We start from the raw sequence: 17,332 nt of genomic DNA, 5'->3' as shown, positions 1-17,332 counted from the left end.
ACAAATAATAGGGAGACTGCAATGCACGTTGTTATCTTGGGTAGCGGAGTTATCGGCGTCACCAGTGCTTACTATCTGGCCCGCGCCGGCCACGAAGTCACCGTGCTCGACCGTCAACCGGGTCCGGCACTGGAAACCAGTTTCGCCAATGCCGGCCAGATCTCGCCCGGCTACGCTTCGCCGTGGGCCGCACCCGGCATTCCCCTGAAAGCCATGAAATGGATGTTGCAGCGTCACGCTCCCCTGTCCATCAGCCCGGACGGCACCCTGTTCCAGCTGCAATGGATGTGGCAGATGCTGCAGAACTGCAATGCCGAACGCTATGGCGTGAACAAGGAACGCATGGTGCGTCTGGCTGAATACAGCCGCGACTGCTTCAAAGCCCTGCGCGCCAGCACCGGCATCGAATACGAAGGCCGCCAGCAAGGCACCACCCAGCTGTTCCGCACCCAGAAGCAGCTCGACGATGCGGCCAAGGATATCCGCGTACTGGAAGAAACCGGCGTGCCCTACGAACTGCTGACGCGCGAGCAGCTGGTGGCGGCCGAACCGGGCCTGGACCAGAACAAGCTGGTGGGCGGCCTGCGCCTGCCAAATGATGAAACGGGCGATTGCCAGCTGTTCACCACCCGTCTGACGGCCATGGCCGAAGAACTGGGCGTGAAGTTCCGCTACAACGTCGACATCAGCCGCCTGATTACGGCCGGCGATGAAATCCGCGGCGTGCAGTGCGGTGCCGAAGTGGTCACGGCCGATAGCTATGTGGTGGCGCTGGGCGCCTATTCCACCAGCTTCCTCAAGGATCTGGTGAAGATCCCGGTCTACCCGCTGAAAGGCTATTCGATCACCGTGCCTATCGTGAATGCGGCGGCCGCTCCCGTCTCGACCATTCTGGACGAGACCTACAAGATCGCCGTGACCCGCTTCGACGACCGCATCCGCGTGGGCGGCATGGCGGAGATCGCCGGTTTCGACCTGCGCCTCAACCCGCGCCGCCGCGAAACGCTGGAAATGGTGGTCAACGACCTGTTCCCCGGCGCCGGCGACACCGCCGAAGCCAGCTTCTGGACCGGGCTGCGCCCCATGACGCCGGACGGCACGCCCGTGGTCGGCCGTACCGGTGTGCGCAACCTGTTCATCAACACGGGCCACGGCACGCTGGGCTGGACCATGTCCTGCGGCTCGGCCCAGTTGCTGGCCGATCTGATTTCCTCGCGCCGCCCGGCCATCAAGGCCGACGATCTGTCGGTGGCACGCTATCAGCAACAGCACGGCGGCGGCCGGCCACAACTGGTCAACGCCTGATCCATGGCTGGGCGCCACGGCCTGCAAGGTCCGGCGCCACAGTGTTTTTATACGGCGCCCTGGTGGCGCCGTTGTATTTTGTCCAGTTCAGATCGCTTAAAACGCAATATTGTCGTTATGTAATGCACTATTCTTACGCCGGCGTTGAGTATGACGTGCCGCATGCGTATAATTTTGACCATGAACAAACTCGAAGCCTACGGTCATATCGCAGCAATGGCCATCCGTGGCGAACTGGTCTTTCCGACCAGCGTCAACGCGGCACTGCGCGTCCAGCTGGCACTGGATGATCCCGAATGCCCGATCGATAAAGCCATCAGCCTGGTTCTGGCCGAGCCGCAGCTGGCTGCACGCACGGTGGCGATCTCCAATTCCGCCATGTTCAACCGCGCCGGCGCCCCCGTGATCACCAATGTGCGCGGCGCCATCATGCGCATCGGCTACCAGAATCTGTTCGCGCTGGCCGCCGCCATGGTGGTGCGTTCCTTCGGCAGCAAGATTACCGATCCCGATCTGCGTGCCAAGGCCGAGAAGCTGTGGGACCACACCATCGCCGTGGCTGCACTGGCGCGCATCATCGCGCGCCGCGTTACGGGGGTCAATCCCGATACGGCCTTGTTTGCCTCCATCGTGCACGAAGTCAGCGGCTTCTATCTGCTGTCGCGCGCCGAAGAATTCCCCGGCTTGCTGGAAGAAGACCCGGAAAACTGGCATTCCGCCAGCGAAGAGATCATCACGCGCGAAGTGCTGCGCAAGCTGTGCATCCCCGAGCCCGTTTCGGAAGCCATCGAAAGCCTGCGCGACGGCTTCCTGTCGATTCCGCCGGAAACCCTGTTCGATACCCTGCTGCTGGCCAATCTGCTGACGCCCGTGAAATCGCCGCTGCAGGAACCCGAGCGCGATCTGCCACCCCATTCGGAATCGGCGATTGAACTGTTCATCGATAACGAAAAGCTCGAGTCCATGCTGGCCGAAGCCAAGATCCACGCCATCGAAATGAACGCTGCGCTGCTGGTCTGAGCACAGTAGCGCAGCTTGATTAGTCGAGCTGGTCGAGCGGATAGCGTTTGATGGCCGTGGCGCACTGGTAGCTGCGCCAGCCGCCTGCCAGCAGGAACAGCAGCCCCAGTCCCAGCGCCACCAGATTGTCGTGGCGGTAGTAGCCGCGCACCGTATCCAGCGCCAGCACCGGCTTGCCGCCTATGCTGACCCCATACACAGGATAGAACTGGCCCGATAGCAGCATGGCACCGCCGCGCTGCTGCGGATCGTAGCTGACCCGGGCCGGATAGGCCACGGCATCATGCAGGGCAGCCTGCAGCTTCTGTTCGGGATCGCCCTTGCGGTACAACACGAACATGCGCTCCTCGCCCTGCAGGCCGAAGTAATAGCTATCGATGGTGCTGCGTTCCCACGCCAGCCGTCCGCTGGCCGTCTGCAGCTGCTGCTCGCCGGGGAAACGCCATTCCAGCACGGCGAACAGCAGCACCATGCCGACGCCGAGCAACAGAACAAAGTGCGCACCACGCTCACTGGCCAACCAATATCTCATCTTCGCTCACGATCAGGGCAAGGCTGCCATGATACATGGCTGGCGCGCCGCGCGGGAGATCAGGCGCGTAGCGGCCCGGCGTGCGCTGGCCACGGCAGTGCGTCAGGCTGCTGCGGCGGCCAACTGGCGCCGGGCCACGTCAGGCGGCGACTGGCGCAGCAGCAGCTGGCGCAGCTGCTCGGGCGCCAGCGGACGGCTGAACAGATAGCCCTGCATCTCATCGCAGCCATTGTGGCGCAGGAAGGCGCGCTGCTCTTCCGTCTCCACCCCTTCCGCAATCACGCGCAGGCGCAGCTGGTGCGCCAGACCGATGATGGAACTGGCGATGGCTTCGTCGCCGGCATTGCTGCCCAGATCGCGCACAAACGATTTATCGATTTTCAGCGTACTGATGGGGAAGGACTTGAGGGCCGACAGGCTGGAATAGCCGGTACCAAAATCGTCGATCGAGAGCGAAATGCCCATGGCACGCAGCTCGCCCATCTTGGCTACGGCCTGCTGCAGGTCGCGCATGATCACGCCTTCCGTCACTTCCAGCTCCAGCCACTCGGGCGCCAGTCCGCTCTCTTCCAGCGCCTGTGCCACGCGCTGCACCAGCCGCTGTTCTTCGAACTGGCGCGGCGAAACGTTGACGGAAATGCGCAGCGGCGACAGCCCTGCCTCCTGCCACAGCTGGTTCTGCCGGCAGGCCGTCTGCAGCACCCATTCGCCCAGCGCGAAGATGATGCCGCTTTCTTCGGCCAGCGGAATGAAACGGTCCGGCCCCAGCAGGCCGTATTCCGGATGCAGCCAGCGCACCAGCGCTTCCACGCCGAACACATGGCCCGTCCGCAGATCCACCTTGGGCTGGTAGACCAGCTGGAACTGGCCTTCATCGACGGCATTACGCAAGCCTTCCAGCATGTGCAGCTTGCGTTCGATAGTGGCATTCATTTCGCGCGTATAGAACTGGCAGTTGTTCTTGCCCAGGTCCTTGGCACGGTACATGGCCGTATCGGCATGCATCAGCAAAGTCTCGGCGTCGGCGCCATCGTCGGGATACACGGCCACGCCGATACTGCAGCTGACCTGCACTTCCTGATCGCACAGCAGTATCGACTCCAGCACGGCTTCGCGCACGCGCTCGAGCACGGGCGCCGCTTCCACCCCATGGCTCTCGTTCAGCAGCAGCACGAATTCGTCGCCGCCGAAGCGCCCGACCACATCGCCCGCGCGCAGGCAGTCGCCCATACGCTCGGCCACCACCTTGAGCAACTCGTCGCCGGCATTGTGGCCCAGACTGTCGTTGACCAGCTTGAAGCCGTCGAGATCGATAAACGCCACCAGCAGCGCACTGTTGTGGCGATGGGCCTGGGCGATAGCCTGATCCAGCCGCGCGTTGATGCGGCTGCGGTTGGGCAGGCCGGTCAGCGTATCGTGGTGGGCCAGATGCCGCATGCGCTCTTCAGCCAGCTTGCGTTCGGTGATGTCGCGCACGATGGCCACTACACCGCCCTCCACGGCCACCATCTGCTGGTGCAGCCAGCGCGCCTTGAGCTGGGGCAGATTGTTTTCCCATTCCTGTTCGTGCACGCCGCCCAGCTGCATCACCCGCACCATGCCGGCAAACATGGCGCTGCTGCGCGCCTGCGGCGACAGGCCGCACAAGGTCATGCCGCGCAGTTCTTCCTTGCTGTGGCCTATCATCTTCTCGGCACGCGAATTGGTATCGAAAAAGGCGAAGTCGCTGATCGCGCCGGCGCTATCACGCACGGCACGCAGCACAAAGAAGGCATCCATGCTGGCGGCCGTCGCCGCCGCATAGGTTTCCTGCGCGCGCCGCACGTGGGTGCGGTGGCGCGCGCCCTGCCAGGCCCACAGACACAACAGGGTGCTGCCCAGCACCAGCACGGCACTGGCGACGCCGGCCTGCCACAGCTTTTCCTTGCGCTGACGCTCGAAGGCACTCATGGCTTCCTGCTGCGCCAGTCCCACTACCACATTCAGTGCCACGCCATGCAGTTCGCGCATATCGCTGTAGCGCGCCACGCCGTCCAGCAGGCCGAACTGCCGGGCATGCAGGCGCTGGCCGAAACTCAGCTTGTCACCCGTGCGCAAGGCCCGCACGACGCCATCCGAGCCCACCAGCGCCAGCATGCCCAGCTCGCCCAGACGGCTGCGCTCATAGCTGCTGGTGAAATAGGCAGGATCCGTTTCCACAATGACGATGCCGGCGAAATTGCCCAGCGCATCGTCGAGCCGGCGCGTGAAGTGCACATGCCAGTCATTATTGGCCACATCGCGCGACACCGGGCTGACAAAGGTGGCGCCGCTGTCGCGCTCCTGATGCACCTTGAAGTACGGCTGCTCAGCCACCGACATGCTGCTGCGGCGCGGCCGGCTGGCGACCACCTGTCCCTGGCGGTCGACAATGCTGACATTGAATACCACGCCCGGCGGCAGCAGGCCCACCCGTTCCAGTTCGGCGAACGCACCCAGCGCGCCCTTGCGCTCGACTGCATACTTCACTACGCGCAGGGTCTGGTCTATACCGTCCAGACTGCGCGACACCTGGGCTTCGTAAGTGCCCATCAGTTCGCGCAGCGAATCGCTCACGGCTTCCTGCGCGTGGGCCCGCTCGTTATTAATTTCGCGCACAGTCACCAGCCAGATCGCCAGCAGCAGCAGGCCGGCGAACAGGGGCAGCACCAGATAGCTATCCAGACCACGGCGCAGCAGCGGGCGCCGGCGCGCGAAAATCGATTTACGCATCATCGCAGCACCAGCACGGCTTTAACGCTGGCATCGAGCGCGCTGCGCTCGAGGTAGGCGATCATGGCAGGATTCTCGGCCACCAGCTTGCGGATGGCCGCCATCGAACTCAGTTCGCGCGGCGGCTGGCCCCGTCCCGTAAAGACCATGCGGGTCCAGTAGGCTTTCATCAGCGCGGGCGATTTGCCGGCCACGCGCGCATAAAACTCGTCGCGCAGGGCATGGCCCAGCGGCAGATCGAGCGCCTGCACTTCTTCGCCGCCGGGCAGGCGCGCCGTGCGGGCCAGGAAGATATCAGCCACCTGCTCGGTGCTGAGCGCCACCACGGGGCTGCGGGCCGATACGATGACCACCAGTTCGGCGGCCGCTGCGCTGGCGACATCGGTCAGCAGGATCAGCAGGCTCAGACCAAAGGCGCAGCTTTGTTGCCAGTAGCGTGACATGTGCGCCCCCATCAGAACACGAAGTCCAGCGCAGCGCTGAACACGCTGATCGCATGGCCGGCACGGAAGCCGGGCTGGATGTGGATCAGGGTGCCGCGCGTGCCGCTCACCGGCATCAGCCGCTCGTACTGCATTTTTAGCACATAGTTGCTCGCCAGATCCCAGCGCACACCGGCCGTCACGCTGTGCTGGTGCGGGATGGACGACAGCAGATCATTCAGCCCGTTATTGAGCGCGCTGCTGCGGGCCAGCTGGGCACCATCGAGTCCGGCCAGCGGCAGGCCGGCATCGGCGATGGGCGATACCGGCCGGGCGACGGCGTAAGCCAGATACGGGGTCCAGTCGCCGAAGCGCAGGCCGCCGCTCAGATAGGCCGCGTTACGATGGCCGAGGAAGGAATGGCTGGTCATGCTGGCCGCCTCGCCCGTCAGGAACCACGCGCAGCTATCGTAGCTGAAGCCCAGTGCCACCGTGCCGGTGCGGGCATTATCGAGCGCATAGCGCGCTTCCAGCGCGGCGCCGGCCGTACCGGCATGCTGCAAGCCTTCGAACAGCTCGGGAACCAGATTGGCCGACACCCGCGTGGTCATGGCGCTCAGGCGCACGCTCAGGGCGCCCAGCGTGGCGATGTGCGACAGCCCCGTCATGGCCTGCGCCCGGGCATGGGCTTGCGGCTTGAACGGCACATCGGCATGGCCATAGAACAGCTGGGTGATATGGGTCATCTCGCCGCTAGCCCAGCGGTAGTTGGCATCCACCCCGTCGCTATTGCTAATCGGGATGGCACCATACAGTTCCACTGGCGGGCGCACCCACGGCAGCGCATAGCCGGCCTTGCGGTAATCGCCCACCAGCAGTAGCGGCAAGGCGATCCGGCCCAGCCGCAGATTCAGTTCGGGGCTGAGCTGGTACTTCAGATAGGCCCATTCGAGCTGGGGCGCATAGCCGTTCTGCAAACTGCGTTCGGCCACCAGCTGCACCACCACCGACCAGTGCGGGCTCAGCAGCCAGTCGGCCTGCACGCCCAGCCGGCTGTCCACATCGGGACTCCAGACTTTGCTGGCCCCGGCCGTACCCGGATTGAGCGCGCTGGCGCTGTAGTCGGCCTGATCTTCATTGCTATGCACGTAGCCCAGCGTGCCGAAGCCGCTGATGCGCACAGCACCGGGCGTAGCGTCATCCGCCCGTGCGCCTGCGGCCGCGAGCACGGATAAAAGCAGCAGCAGCGCCCGACTGCGGCGCAGAAAGAGGTGGGCAAACGCCATGTAAAGTCCAGAGTGTAGGGAAAAGCGGCGACGCGGGCCGCACGCGGCCGGCGCGATCAGCGTGATGGGAAACGCTAGAAAAGTAACGCCAGAAAAAACCGGAAGACGAACTTTATACTTCCAAAAGGAAACTGTCGATGAATTAGAGCAATATACCAAAAATCAAAACCAGCACCGGCGCGGATTTGATGCTGCATAGACCAAATCCGCCAATTCTGGCTTTGAATACGACATATTTGCTTAATTGTGCCGAGATAGAATCAAGGCATCTAGCCGGGATACCCGCCCTTCATGGCCGTGCTTGCCGGACTGAAGGTGCGCCAGATCAATCAGGACCGGCACCGTTAGCTGCCAACCCCGGCCCGGAGCGCCCCCGTCGTTGCGACGGAAGTGCGCAAGCTGGCGCTGTTATTGTGGATACGCCAACTTAATGGGTGGTACTGCCGCTGCTCTGACGGCGTTTCAGCTCGGCGATGGGCGTGCCGAACGCTTCGTGCACGCGCAGCAGCACTTCGGCGCTGACTTCGGCCCGGCCGTGGCGGATCTTGCTGATGCTGGACGGCGCCAGCTGCAGGACCCGGCTCAGCTCGGCGTCATTTTTCAGCCGCTGTTCGCGGATCACGCTGTCGAGGAAGCCGTTGGGATAGTTCTCTGGCAAGGCGCCGCGTCCACGTGGAATTTTCATCATGCTGCTCTCCGGGTTGCCCTGTGGGCTTGTTGTTCATAATGGGTATGGATGATGCGCACTCCGACCATGTCACGCAGCAAGGCGTCGACACAGTCGGGATCAAACTGGCTGCCGCGCTGGTCGCGCAGGTATTGCACCGCCTCGGCCACCTCCCAGCCGGGACGGTAAGGCTTGGCACTGGTCAGGGAGTCGAACACGTCGGCCACGGCAACGATGCGCGCCACCAGCGGGATGGCGTCGCCGGCCAGCCCCTGCGGGTAGCCGCTGCCATCGAAATGTTCATGGTGGCTGTGCGCCATCTGGGCTGCCATCTGCAGCAGCGGCACATCGCTGTCGGCCAGGATGGCCGCGCCTTTTTCCGCATGGGTGCGCATCAGGGCCAGTTCGTCCTGGCTCAGCACATCCGTCTTGCACAGCAATTCGTCCGGCAGCGCCAGCTTGCCCACGTCGTGCAGCGGCGCGGCATCAGCGATCTGCTGGCACAGGCTATCGTCGAGCCGTAGCTGGCGCGCGATCAGCAGCGCGTAATCGGCAATGCGGGTCATGTGGGCGGCCGTATCGGGGTCGCGCCGCTGGGTCGCTTCCAGCAGGCGCTGCACCAGTTCCGTGGTGCGCGCGCTGGCTCTGGCTTCGGCCTGCTGCACGGCATAGCCGAGCCGCTCGGTATGTTCGGCCAGCTGGTTCTGCCCCAGCCGCCACACCAGCAGGTTGCCGATGCGGGCGTGCAGCTCGGTGTGGTTGAGCGGGCGGGTGAGGAAATCATTGGCGCCCAGCCGCAGCGCTTCGTGCCGCACGGCCTGGCTACTGTCGGCCGTCAGCATCATGACGGGCACATTCTGCAGGCCCGGCAGCACGCGCAGGCGACGCAGGCATTCCAGCCCGTCCATCTGCGGCATCTGGTAATCGAGCAGTACCAGATCCGGCACTTCGCCCGCGCACCAGGCCAGCGCCGCTTCCGGATCGGCAAACGGCACCGGCTGGGCCACCGCGATGGTGCCCAGTACATGGGTGAGCAATTCCAGATTTAATGGATTGTCGTCTACGATCAGAACTTTCATGTGCGCTCCTAGCCCCGCCCTGCCTGTTAGCCTGCTTCCTCTGCTACCGCCTTGACAGCCTGTTCCGGCGCCCAGCTACGCCACCCCTAGGCGGAATACTGTTTCGGCGGCATAATGCAGATATGAACGTAATGGCCGATAAAAACAATTATACCGAGCTTTTTGCGAATTCAACAAATTTGGTATATTTAAATTCTACTGTGGCTAATTTGGGACTCAAGTGACAATGAAAAACGCAACGCAAGCCGATGAAGTCTGCACCACCCAGCGCGCCGCCGAGATCCTCGGCGTCTCGGTATCTTCCGTGCAGCAGCTGGTAGAAGCGGGCGTCATCGAAGCCTGGAAAACCAAGGGCGGCCACCGCCGCATTCCCCTCGCTGCCGTACTGGCCTACAAGCTGCAGCCAGCGGCCGGCTCACTGGCGGCCCAGCCGGCTGCCGTGCTGGCCAACCGCAATAACAACGCCATACCGACCATACTGGTAGTGGAAGACAACCCCATGCAGCGCCAGCTGTACGAGACCCAGATCGCCAGCTGGAACCTGCAGGCCACGCTGACCTTCTGCGAAAACGGCTATCAGGCGCTGCTGGAAATCGCCCGTCGCCAGCCCGACATCGTGCTGGCCGATATCGTCATGGATGGCATCGATGGCTATGAACTGATCAACACCATCGTGGCCGATCCGCTGCTGCGCCCCATGCATATCGCCATCCTGTCCGGCCTCGATCCGGCCGAGCTGCAAAACCGGGGCGGCGTGCCGCGCGGTGTGGTATTTTTCCCCAAACCTGTCAATTATGATGAACTGCGGGGCTATCTGAAGGCCTGCTGCGCCCAGCACGAACGTAACCGCCCGTAAATTTATCGGTGTTAATGAATTTGACAAATTTTTGTTTCTGAGGCAATCTTAGGGCTTACTCGCGTGGCACGCCACCATTCCGGCTGGCGGCACGTGCAGGGAGAGGGAAATGTTGCAAGCCGTACAAAGGCATCTGGACGCACGCTGGGTACTCGCGCTGTTTGCCCTGTTGCTGGTCAGCGGTATCTGGGGTTCCACCCTGTGGCAGCTGGATCAGGACCAGCGCCGCTCGATTGCCGTGGCCGAACGCGAAGCCCAGGATCTGGTGCGCCTGTTCGACGAACACGCGAGCCGCACCATTTCTGCTGCCGATCAAGCCGTCACCTTCCTGCGCCACCGCTACAACAGCCTGGGCACCAGGCTCGACATGAAACGCGAGCTGGCCGAAGGTCTGGGCCCTAGCGATCTGTACACCCTGTTCACCATCGTCGACGAACATGCCGACGTGGTGCTGTCCACCCAGCCATTTACCACCATCAATCTGGCCGACCGGCCCCATATCCGCATCCACATGCAGCCCGGACCGGACCTGCTGTATGTGAGCCAGCCCGTGATGGGCCGGGTGTCGCGCAAATGGTCCATCCAGCTGACCCGCCGCATCGCCAAGCCGGACGGCAGTTTCAACGGTGTGGTCGTGGTGTCGCTGGACCCGCAGTATTTCACCCGCCTGTACAGCGATATCAATGTGGGCACCCAGGGTTCGATCGCGCTGATCGGCGAAGATGGCGTGGTACGCGCCCGCCGCGTCGGCAATGACGATAGCCGCGGCCAGGATATCTTCAATACGCCGCTGTTCGCCGCCATGCAGAAAAACCAGCGCGGCACCGTGCTGCAATCGGGCCCTATCGATCAGCGCAAACGTTTCTATGCCTATTCCCACCTGCCCGGCGTGCCGCTGTATGCGCTGGTCGGGATAGACTACGAAGAAGCGCTGGCCGACTACCACGAGCGGCGCAATCTGGCGCTCACGCTGGCCGGTGTCACCAGTCTGGTGGTGCTGGCCTTCACGGTGGGGATCATCGTGCTGATCGGCCGCCTGATCGTCAGCCGCGAACAGGCCCATGCGGCCAACCGCGCCAAGTCGCGCTTCCTGTCGAATATGTCGCACGAACTGCGCACACCGCTCAATGGCATCCTCGGGTATTCCGAACTGCTGCAGGCCGAGTTTGCCAACAGCCATGCGGGCGGCTTTGCCGACGCCATCCATAGCTGCGGCATCAAGCTGCTGGGGCTGGTGGAAGCCGTGCTGGAACTGAGCAGCCTGGAATCGGGCCAGACCAAGCTGGCGCCGGAAACGGCGGTACTGAGCGAACTGCTGCACGGCGCGCTGGCGCGCCAGCGCGGTGCCGCCGTGAACAAGGGACTCAAGCTGGAACTGGTCAACGGCAACGCCCTGCCCAGCCACCTGATCTGCGACCGCATCAAGCTGATGCGCGTGATGGACATCTTGCTGCATAACGCCATCCAGGCCACCAGCTCGGGCAGCGTGCAGCTGCAGACCGATGCCAGTGCCAGCCAGCTGAATTTCCGCGTGCGCGATAGTGGCAGCGGCGTGCCGGAAGCATTGCGGCCGCGTTTATTCGAACAATTCTCCACCGCCGACGACAGCGCTTCGCGCGCGCGCGACAGCGCCGGGCTGGGGCTGGCGATCGCCGCCCGCCTGGTCGAACTGATGGGCGGTAAAATCGCCCTCGAACATAGCGACGGGCAAGGCTCGGTATTCCTGTTCAGCATACCGTTTATCCGCCCGCCCCAGATTGAAGCGCCAGCCCAGCCTGCCGCCAATACCAAGGAAGCAGCATGACCTCTGTTCCACCCTCGCCCGTGTTTCATGTGATCGATCCTGCCGTGCTGCTGGAGGCGGCGGCAGGCAACCAGGAAATCGCCCTGCTACTGTCACACACCTATATCGATAGCGCGCCCGCCACTTATGCCCGTCTGCAGCAAGGCTTGCAGCTGGGCGATTTCAGCGCCATTGCCAGCCAGTCCCATGCGCTCAAAGGCATGACCATGCTGATCGGCGCGAAAGAGCTGACCAGCCTGCTGCAGGAAATGGAGCAGGCGGCACGCCAGCGTCAGCGCCTGGCACTGGCCGAGCAGCGCCTGACGGTGCTGTATCCGGCCGTGTTCGAAGAAATGCAGCTCAGCATAGCCCATAGCACCCCGGGGAACCATGCATGAGCAATCCCGACGTCCCGACCCAGCCCGAGCTGCAGGCGCATAAGAAGAACTCGCGTCCGCGCCGGCTGCTGCACCGCACGGGCCTGAGCGCCCACCGCGCCATGCAGCTGATCTGCTTTGCCCTGCTGGCACTGCTGACGCTGACGGCCGGCATCTCGGCCTGGTCGCTGCGCCAGCATGAGATCGAGGACTGGCGTGAAAACATGGACAGCCTGACGCTGGTGCTGGCCGAGAACACGGCGCAGACCATGGCGGCCAGCTACACCCTGCTCGACAGCGTGGTGGGACTGGTGCAGGACCAGCCCGAACGCAATGGCGACAACCGCCGCAACGCGCTGGCCAGCGAAGACATCTACCACAGCCTGCGCGACAAGATGGCCGCATTACCGCAGGTGGACGTAGTCTCGCTGCTCGATGTGGAAGGCAATGTCATCAACTTCACGCGCAGCTATCCGGCTCCGCCCATCAATCTGTCCACGCGCGACTATTTCCGCTACCACAGCACGCACCGCGGTGACCAGCCCTATATGAGCGAACCGGTGCGCAACAAGGGCAATGGCAACTGGACCTTCTACGTCAGCCGCCGCGTCGAAAATGCGCGCGGCGAATTTGTCGGTGCCGTGCTGGTAGGCGTATCCTGCCAGTTCTTTGCCGACTTTTTCCACCGCGTCAATCTGGGTGCCGATTCCACCATCACCCTGTACAACCGCGATTACACCATGCTGGCGCGCTGGCCTTATGCGCCAGAAATGATCAGCAAGCAGGTGCGCACCGGTACCACCTATCAGGTCATCAGCCAGGGCAAGCAGCATGACGTGGTTGTCACCAGCAGCCCGCGTGCATCCAACGATCTCAAGCCGGAAACCCGCATGGGTGCCGTGCGCCAGGTGCGCGACTTCCCGCTCATCATCAACGCCACCATCAATGAAGACATGCTGCTGCACGGCTGGTGGCGCAATGTGCGCCTGATCACCGGCATCACGCTGGCCAGCATGATCGCCGTACTGCTGGCCTTCCGCGTGGTCGAACAGCTGCTCAAGCGGCGCGAGCAGGATGCCCAGCAGGCGCTCAAGCTGAAAGCCGCGGCCGATGCGGCCAGCGCGGCCAAGTCGCGCTTCCTGGCCATGATGAGCCACGAAATCCGCACACCCATGAACGGCATCCTGGGCATGTCGGAACTGATGCTGGGCACCAAGCTGGACGATACCCAGCGCAACTATGCCCATAACGTGCATCAGGGCACGGTCGAACTGCTGCACATCATCAATGACGTGCTGGACTTCTCCAAAGTGGAATCAGGCCACCTGACGCTGGACCTGCAAGCCTACGATCCGGCCCTGATGATCCGGCAGGTGCTGGCCCTGCACGAACCGGTGGCCCTGCGCAAAGGGCTGCAGATCGAAACCGATATCGGGCCTCTGCCGGGGCCGATGGAAGGCGATCCGCTGCGCATGCGCCAGATTATGGGCAATCTGATCAACAACGCCATCAAATTCACCCCGGCCGGCACCATCCGCCTGAGCCTGAATGCCACCCCGCCCGGCGATGCCAGCGGCCGCTGGCGCCTGCACTTCGAAGTCACCGATAGCGGCATAGGCATCAGTGCGGAAGGCCAGCAGCGCCTGTTCGAGCCTTTCAGCCAGGCCGAGCACAGCACCAGCAGCCACTATGGCGGCACGGGCCTGGGTCTGGCCATCTGCAAACGCCTCGTCGAGCTGATGGGTGGCACCATCACCTGCCGCAGCAGCACGGGCTGCGGCGCCACCTTTGCCGTCGACGTTCCGTCGCAGCACTTGCGACCAGCATCAGTTAACCAACCTGAAGTGGAAAGTATCACCATGAAGCACACTGCTGTCCCCACCCCCGCCAGCACCGAAAACACCACCAGCGCCACTAGCACCAGCAGCGCAGCAGCCAGCAGCGCTGCGGCAAGGCCGCAGGCGCCCAAACAAGGCCGCATCCTGCTGGTGGAAGACACTGAAATGAACCGCCAGCTGGCGCGCATACTCCTGACCCGGCTGGGCTGGGATGTCGATGAAGCGCACGATGGCCAGCAAGCCCTCGATGCACTGGCCGAGCGCCAGTACGACATGGTGCTGATGGACTGCATGATGCCCGTGATGGATGGCTATCAGGCGACCGAAGCGCTGCGCGCGCGCGAAGCAGCGCAAGGTTTGCCGCGCACGCCGGTGGTGGCCCTGACGGCCAGCGCCATCGATGGCGACCGCGAACGCTGCATCAATTCCGGCGCCGACGATTATCTGACCAAGCCTTTCACCTCGGCCGCCTTCGCCGGCGTGATCGAGCGCTGGACCCGGCGCGGCTGATACGCCGGCCGTAGCAACCCGCAAAATAACAAGGTTCTTCACAGATTACCGGTATAAGCACGGCGCAAACGCCAGAAAGCAGTAAGGAAGAGTTATTGTGTTTGTGCGACCAAGCCAAAAACTCAACCACTGCTCTGATGTCAAGTCATAGTCTGAGCCGCCCTTTCTAGGAAGGTTTTCTCGTTTCGTCCATGGATCTTGCGGGTAACCAGTTGCAGATTCAACTGGTAGCCGATCCAAGGCGCTCACTGCGATACTTCCCACGGATTAATCAGGGTAACTCCCATGGCCTGAAAGTCGGTGACGTTGCGAGTAACCAGCGTCATGCTATGCACCAGCGCGGTTGCCGCGATGAGTGCGTCCCGTTCGCCACGCTTGTCGGGCACATGGAGCCGGGCGCAGCGTTGTGCCACAGCAGTATCGACAGGCAGAGTGCGCTCTGCAAACTCAGGCAGCACCTGCTTCGTCAACCAGGCACGCAACATGGCTCCCTGCGTGGCATCCTTACGCTCGATCGACAAAACGCCAAGCTCTAGCTCCAGAATGGTAATAGCCGATACAAAGAGGTCAGCGGCGTCAACGCTTTCTGCCCAGGCTGTTACCTGCATATCAGCCTTGCCGAGCCGCACTTTGCGTAGCTCGGACACTACGTTGGTATCGAGAATAAACATCATGAGAAATCAGCTGTCCGTTGCCCGATGGTTGCTTGCGGCGGATCAAACTCGATATCGGCAGTGTCCGGCATCGCCAGCACATCGGCGATGTTACGGCGTTGCTTGGTGAGCCGTTGATAGTCTTTGAAGCTCATCAGCACATGGGCCGGGCGGCCTCGATCGGTGATCAACACCGGTCCGTTGTTGGCGGCACGTTTCACCTCGCTCACCTGTTGGTTGAACTCACGGCTAGAAATAGTGGTAATTGCCATGGTGACACTCCTGCATGTCAAATTAATGTAGTCATGTTACTACCATGGTAAGACCAGGGGCAAGCCTTATGCACCGTCAAAGGCTAAAACGCCAGAACCATCATCGCAGCGTTTCAAAAAAAATAGGAGACGTGAGAACTGAACCCTGAAAGTTGTCGCCAACTTTCAGGGTTCAGTCCAGCGCTGCCGTTTTTTAGGTCTTGCCGTTCAGGCGTCGAGCACGAAATGCCCGGGCGCCGCGCCCAGCGTCTGGCCCTGCCCCAGTGCAGGCGGTTTGACCCGCTTGCTGGCCGAATGCTGCGCCAGCCATTGCTGCCAGCATGGCCACCACGAACCCTCCACCAGCTCCGACTGCGCCAGCCACTGATCGGGGCTGCGGTAGCCGCCGGGAGCGGCATCGGCCAGACGGCGGTAGCTGCGGTGCGCATGACCAGGTTCGGAGACGATGCCGGCATTGTGGCCGCCCGAAGCCAGCACGAAATCGATCGCTGCCGGCGACAGCAGATGCAGCTTGTACACCGAACGCCATGGCGACACGTGATCGCGCTCGGTACCCACCACGAACAGCGGCCCGGCCATATCGGCCAGCGCAATCGGCTGGCCGCCCACCTGATAGCGGCCCTCGGCCAGATCATTGCGCAGGAACAGGCCGTGCAGGTATTCGCTATGCATGCGGAATGGCAGGCGGGTGGCATCGGCATTCCACGCCATCAGATCGTTCGGCGCCGAGCGCTGGCCCAGCAGGTATTCGCGCATCATGCGCGACCACACCAGATCGCGCGCATGCAGCAGCTGGAACGACGCCGCCATCTGGTCGCCATCGAGATAACCCTGCTTCCACATCAGCGCATCGAGGAAAGCCAGCTCGCTATCGTCGATGAACAGGCCCAGTTCGCCCGGCTCGCTGAAATCCGTCTGCGCCGCCAGCAGCGTGACGGAAGCCAGCGTGCCATGTTTCGGGCCGCTAGGCGCGCCCAGCGCTGCCGCACCTATGGCCAGCAGCGTACCGCCCAGGCAGTAACCCACCGTATGCACGGGCGCCTGCTGGCAGATCGCCGTCACCTGATCGAGCGCTGCGTACAGGCCGCGCTGCAGATAGTCGTCCATGCCCAGATTGCGCTCGGCCGCGCCGGGGTTATGCCACGACACCATGAACACCGTATGACCCTGCTCCACCAGATAGCGCACCATGGAGTTTTCCGGCGACAGATCGAGGATGTAGTACTTCATGATCCACGACGGCATGATCAGCACGGGCTCGCGGTACACGGTAGGCGTCTGCGGCTGGTACTGGATCAGTTCCATCAGCTCGTTGCGGAACACCACCACACCCGGCGTCAGCGCCACTTCCACCCCGGGGCGGTAGCTGGCGTCAGCCGGTTCCGGCACGGCCATGCCGGGCGGCGCCAGCTTGCGGCAGACATCCTTGCGCCAGTTCAGCGCACCGTCGGCCAGACTGCGCCCGCCACTCTCCACGGCCGCGCGCTGCACTTCGGGATTGGTAGCAAGGAAATTCGATGGTGCCATCATGTCGAGCAGCTGGCGCGCCGTGAAATTGACCACCTGGCTGTGATGGGGCGCCACGCCGCGTATGCCGGTGGTGGCCTGCTCCCAGAATTGCTGGCACTGGAGGAAATTCTGTGCATATTGCTGGTAAGGCCAGTGCTGCCAGTCCGGCCCCGAGAAGCGCCCGTCGGCCAGCTTGCCATCGGCCGTCACGGGTACGGCATAGGTCTGCATCAGCAGCTCCATCTGCTTGCCCGGCGAAGTGGCCAGATGGCAGGCCCAGTCCATGAATGCCAGCCCCATGCCTATGGGCGAGACACCGCCCGTCAGCTTGGCCATCTGGCTCTGCACGAACAAATCCAGCGTCTGGCTGGCCGTGGCAGCCGGTGCGTCGCTCTTGCCGGCCCGGCCCGGCGTGGTGCGGGCAGACTTGTCTGCGGTGGTGCTAGGGGTTGGATTCACATGCCCTCCTTAA

At 63.0% G+C, this 17,332-nt stretch carries 15 protein-coding genes; 6 read left to right on the top strand and 9 right to left on the bottom strand.

The annotated features are described in order from the left end of the window. Window positions 1-21: 21 nt before the first annotated feature. Both GTP23_RS07280 and GTP23_RS07275 read left to right on the top strand, forming a co-directional pair. Window positions 22-1,305: a D-amino acid dehydrogenase gene (locus tag GTP23_RS07280; protein ID WP_161034462.1), complete on the top strand. Its 1,284-nt coding sequence runs from the start codon at window positions 22-24 to the stop codon at window positions 1,303-1,305. A 180-nt stretch (window positions 1,306-1,485) separates the two neighbouring features. Beyond that, window positions 1,486-2,325: an HDOD domain-containing protein gene (locus tag GTP23_RS07275; protein WP_161034461.1), complete on the top strand. Its 840-nt coding sequence runs from the start codon at window positions 1,486-1,488 to the stop codon at window positions 2,323-2,325. A gap of 19 nt (window positions 2,326-2,344) precedes the next feature. Here the strand turns inward: GTP23_RS07275 and GTP23_RS07270 are convergent, their stop codons facing one another. The 6 genes from GTP23_RS07270 to GTP23_RS07245 all read right to left on the bottom strand — a co-directional run bounded on the left by GTP23_RS07270 (window position 2,345) and on the right by GTP23_RS07245 (window position 9,062). After that, window positions 2,345-2,857 (bottom strand): hypothetical protein, encoded by a 513-nt coding sequence (locus tag GTP23_RS07270; protein WP_161034460.1) that lies wholly within the window; start codon window positions 2,855-2,857, stop codon window positions 2,345-2,347. A 102-nt stretch (window positions 2,858-2,959) separates the two neighbouring features. Next, window positions 2,960-5,611, bottom strand: a complete 2,652-nt coding sequence (locus GTP23_RS07265) for a bifunctional diguanylate cyclase/phosphodiesterase (RefSeq protein WP_229255951.1) — start codon at window positions 5,609-5,611, stop codon at window positions 2,960-2,962. Then, the gene (locus GTP23_RS07260; RefSeq protein ID WP_229255950.1) at window positions 5,608-6,051 is read right to left on the bottom strand and encodes a type 2 periplasmic-binding domain-containing protein; all 444 of its coding nucleotides are present in this window, start codon (window positions 6,049-6,051) and stop codon (window positions 5,608-5,610) included. Before GTP23_RS07260 ends, GTP23_RS07265 begins: the two co-directional genes overlap by 4 nt. Before the next feature lie 11 nt (window positions 6,052-6,062). Further along, a complete protein-coding gene (locus GTP23_RS07255) occupies window positions 6,063-7,316 on the bottom strand; it encodes a hypothetical protein (RefSeq protein ID WP_161034459.1) in 1,254 nt (417 codons plus the stop codon). Window positions 7,317-7,743: 427 nt separating this feature from the next. Then, window positions 7,744-8,004, bottom strand: coding sequence for a helix-turn-helix domain-containing protein (locus GTP23_RS07250; RefSeq protein WP_229255949.1), 261 nt, complete (start codon window positions 8,002-8,004; stop codon window positions 7,744-7,746). Further along, a complete protein-coding gene (locus tag GTP23_RS07245; RefSeq protein ID WP_161034458.1) occupies window positions 8,001-9,062 on the bottom strand; it encodes an HD domain-containing phosphohydrolase in 1,062 nt (353 codons plus the stop codon). Before GTP23_RS07245 ends, GTP23_RS07250 begins: the two co-directional genes overlap by 4 nt. Window positions 9,063-9,288: 226 nt before the next feature. Here GTP23_RS07245 and GTP23_RS07240 point away from each other — a divergent pair, with 226 nt between their 5' ends. The 4 genes from GTP23_RS07240 (at window position 9,289) to GTP23_RS07225 (ending at window position 14,426) form a co-directional block, all read left to right on the top strand. After that, on the top strand, window positions 9,289-9,918 hold the full coding sequence (locus GTP23_RS07240; RefSeq protein ID WP_161034457.1) for a response regulator: 630 nt from the start codon (window positions 9,289-9,291) through the stop codon (window positions 9,916-9,918). A gap of 109 nt (window positions 9,919-10,027) precedes the next feature. After that, window positions 10,028-11,722 (top strand): sensor histidine kinase, encoded by a 1,695-nt coding sequence (locus tag GTP23_RS07235; protein ID WP_161034456.1) that lies wholly within the window; start codon window positions 10,028-10,030, stop codon window positions 11,720-11,722. Beyond that, window positions 11,719-12,099 carry an Hpt domain-containing protein gene (locus GTP23_RS07230; protein ID WP_161034455.1) on the top strand — a complete coding sequence of 127 codons (381 nt, stop codon included), beginning with the start codon at window positions 11,719-11,721 and terminating at the stop codon, window positions 12,097-12,099. The genes GTP23_RS07235 and GTP23_RS07230 overlap by 4 nt, the downstream gene beginning before the upstream one ends. Beyond that, window positions 12,096-14,426: a hybrid sensor histidine kinase/response regulator gene (locus GTP23_RS07225; RefSeq protein WP_161034454.1), complete on the top strand. Its 2,331-nt coding sequence runs from the start codon at window positions 12,096-12,098 to the stop codon at window positions 14,424-14,426. The genes GTP23_RS07230 and GTP23_RS07225 overlap by 4 nt, the downstream gene beginning before the upstream one ends. A gap of 245 nt (window positions 14,427-14,671) precedes the next feature. Here GTP23_RS07225 and GTP23_RS07220 read toward each other — a convergent pair whose 3' ends face one another. From GTP23_RS07220 to GTP23_RS07210, 3 genes are all read right to left on the bottom strand, one after another. Further along, entirely contained in the window at window positions 14,672-15,100 is a 429-nt protein-coding gene (locus GTP23_RS07220; RefSeq protein WP_202411947.1) for a type II toxin-antitoxin system VapC family toxin, read from the bottom strand. Then, window positions 15,097-15,351 carry a type II toxin-antitoxin system Phd/YefM family antitoxin gene (locus GTP23_RS07215; RefSeq protein WP_161034453.1) on the bottom strand — a complete coding sequence of 85 codons (255 nt, stop codon included), beginning with the start codon at window positions 15,349-15,351 and terminating at the stop codon, window positions 15,097-15,099. Before GTP23_RS07215 ends, GTP23_RS07220 begins: the two co-directional genes overlap by 4 nt. Window positions 15,352-15,558: 207 nt before the next feature. After that, complete coding sequence (locus tag GTP23_RS07210; protein ID WP_202412077.1) at window positions 15,559-17,196, bottom strand: PHA/PHB synthase family protein; 1,638 nt, start codon at window positions 17,194-17,196, stop codon at window positions 15,559-15,561. Between the last annotated feature and the right edge of the window lie 136 nt (window positions 17,197-17,332).

The organism is Duganella fentianensis (genome assembly GCF_009857835.1).
GTDB classification, from domain to species: Bacteria; Pseudomonadota; Gammaproteobacteria; order Burkholderiales; family Burkholderiaceae_D; genus Rugamonas; species Rugamonas fentianensis.
The sequence above is the reverse complement of the archived record's forward strand: the minus strand, read 5'-3'. Positions and strand labels throughout refer to the sequence as shown.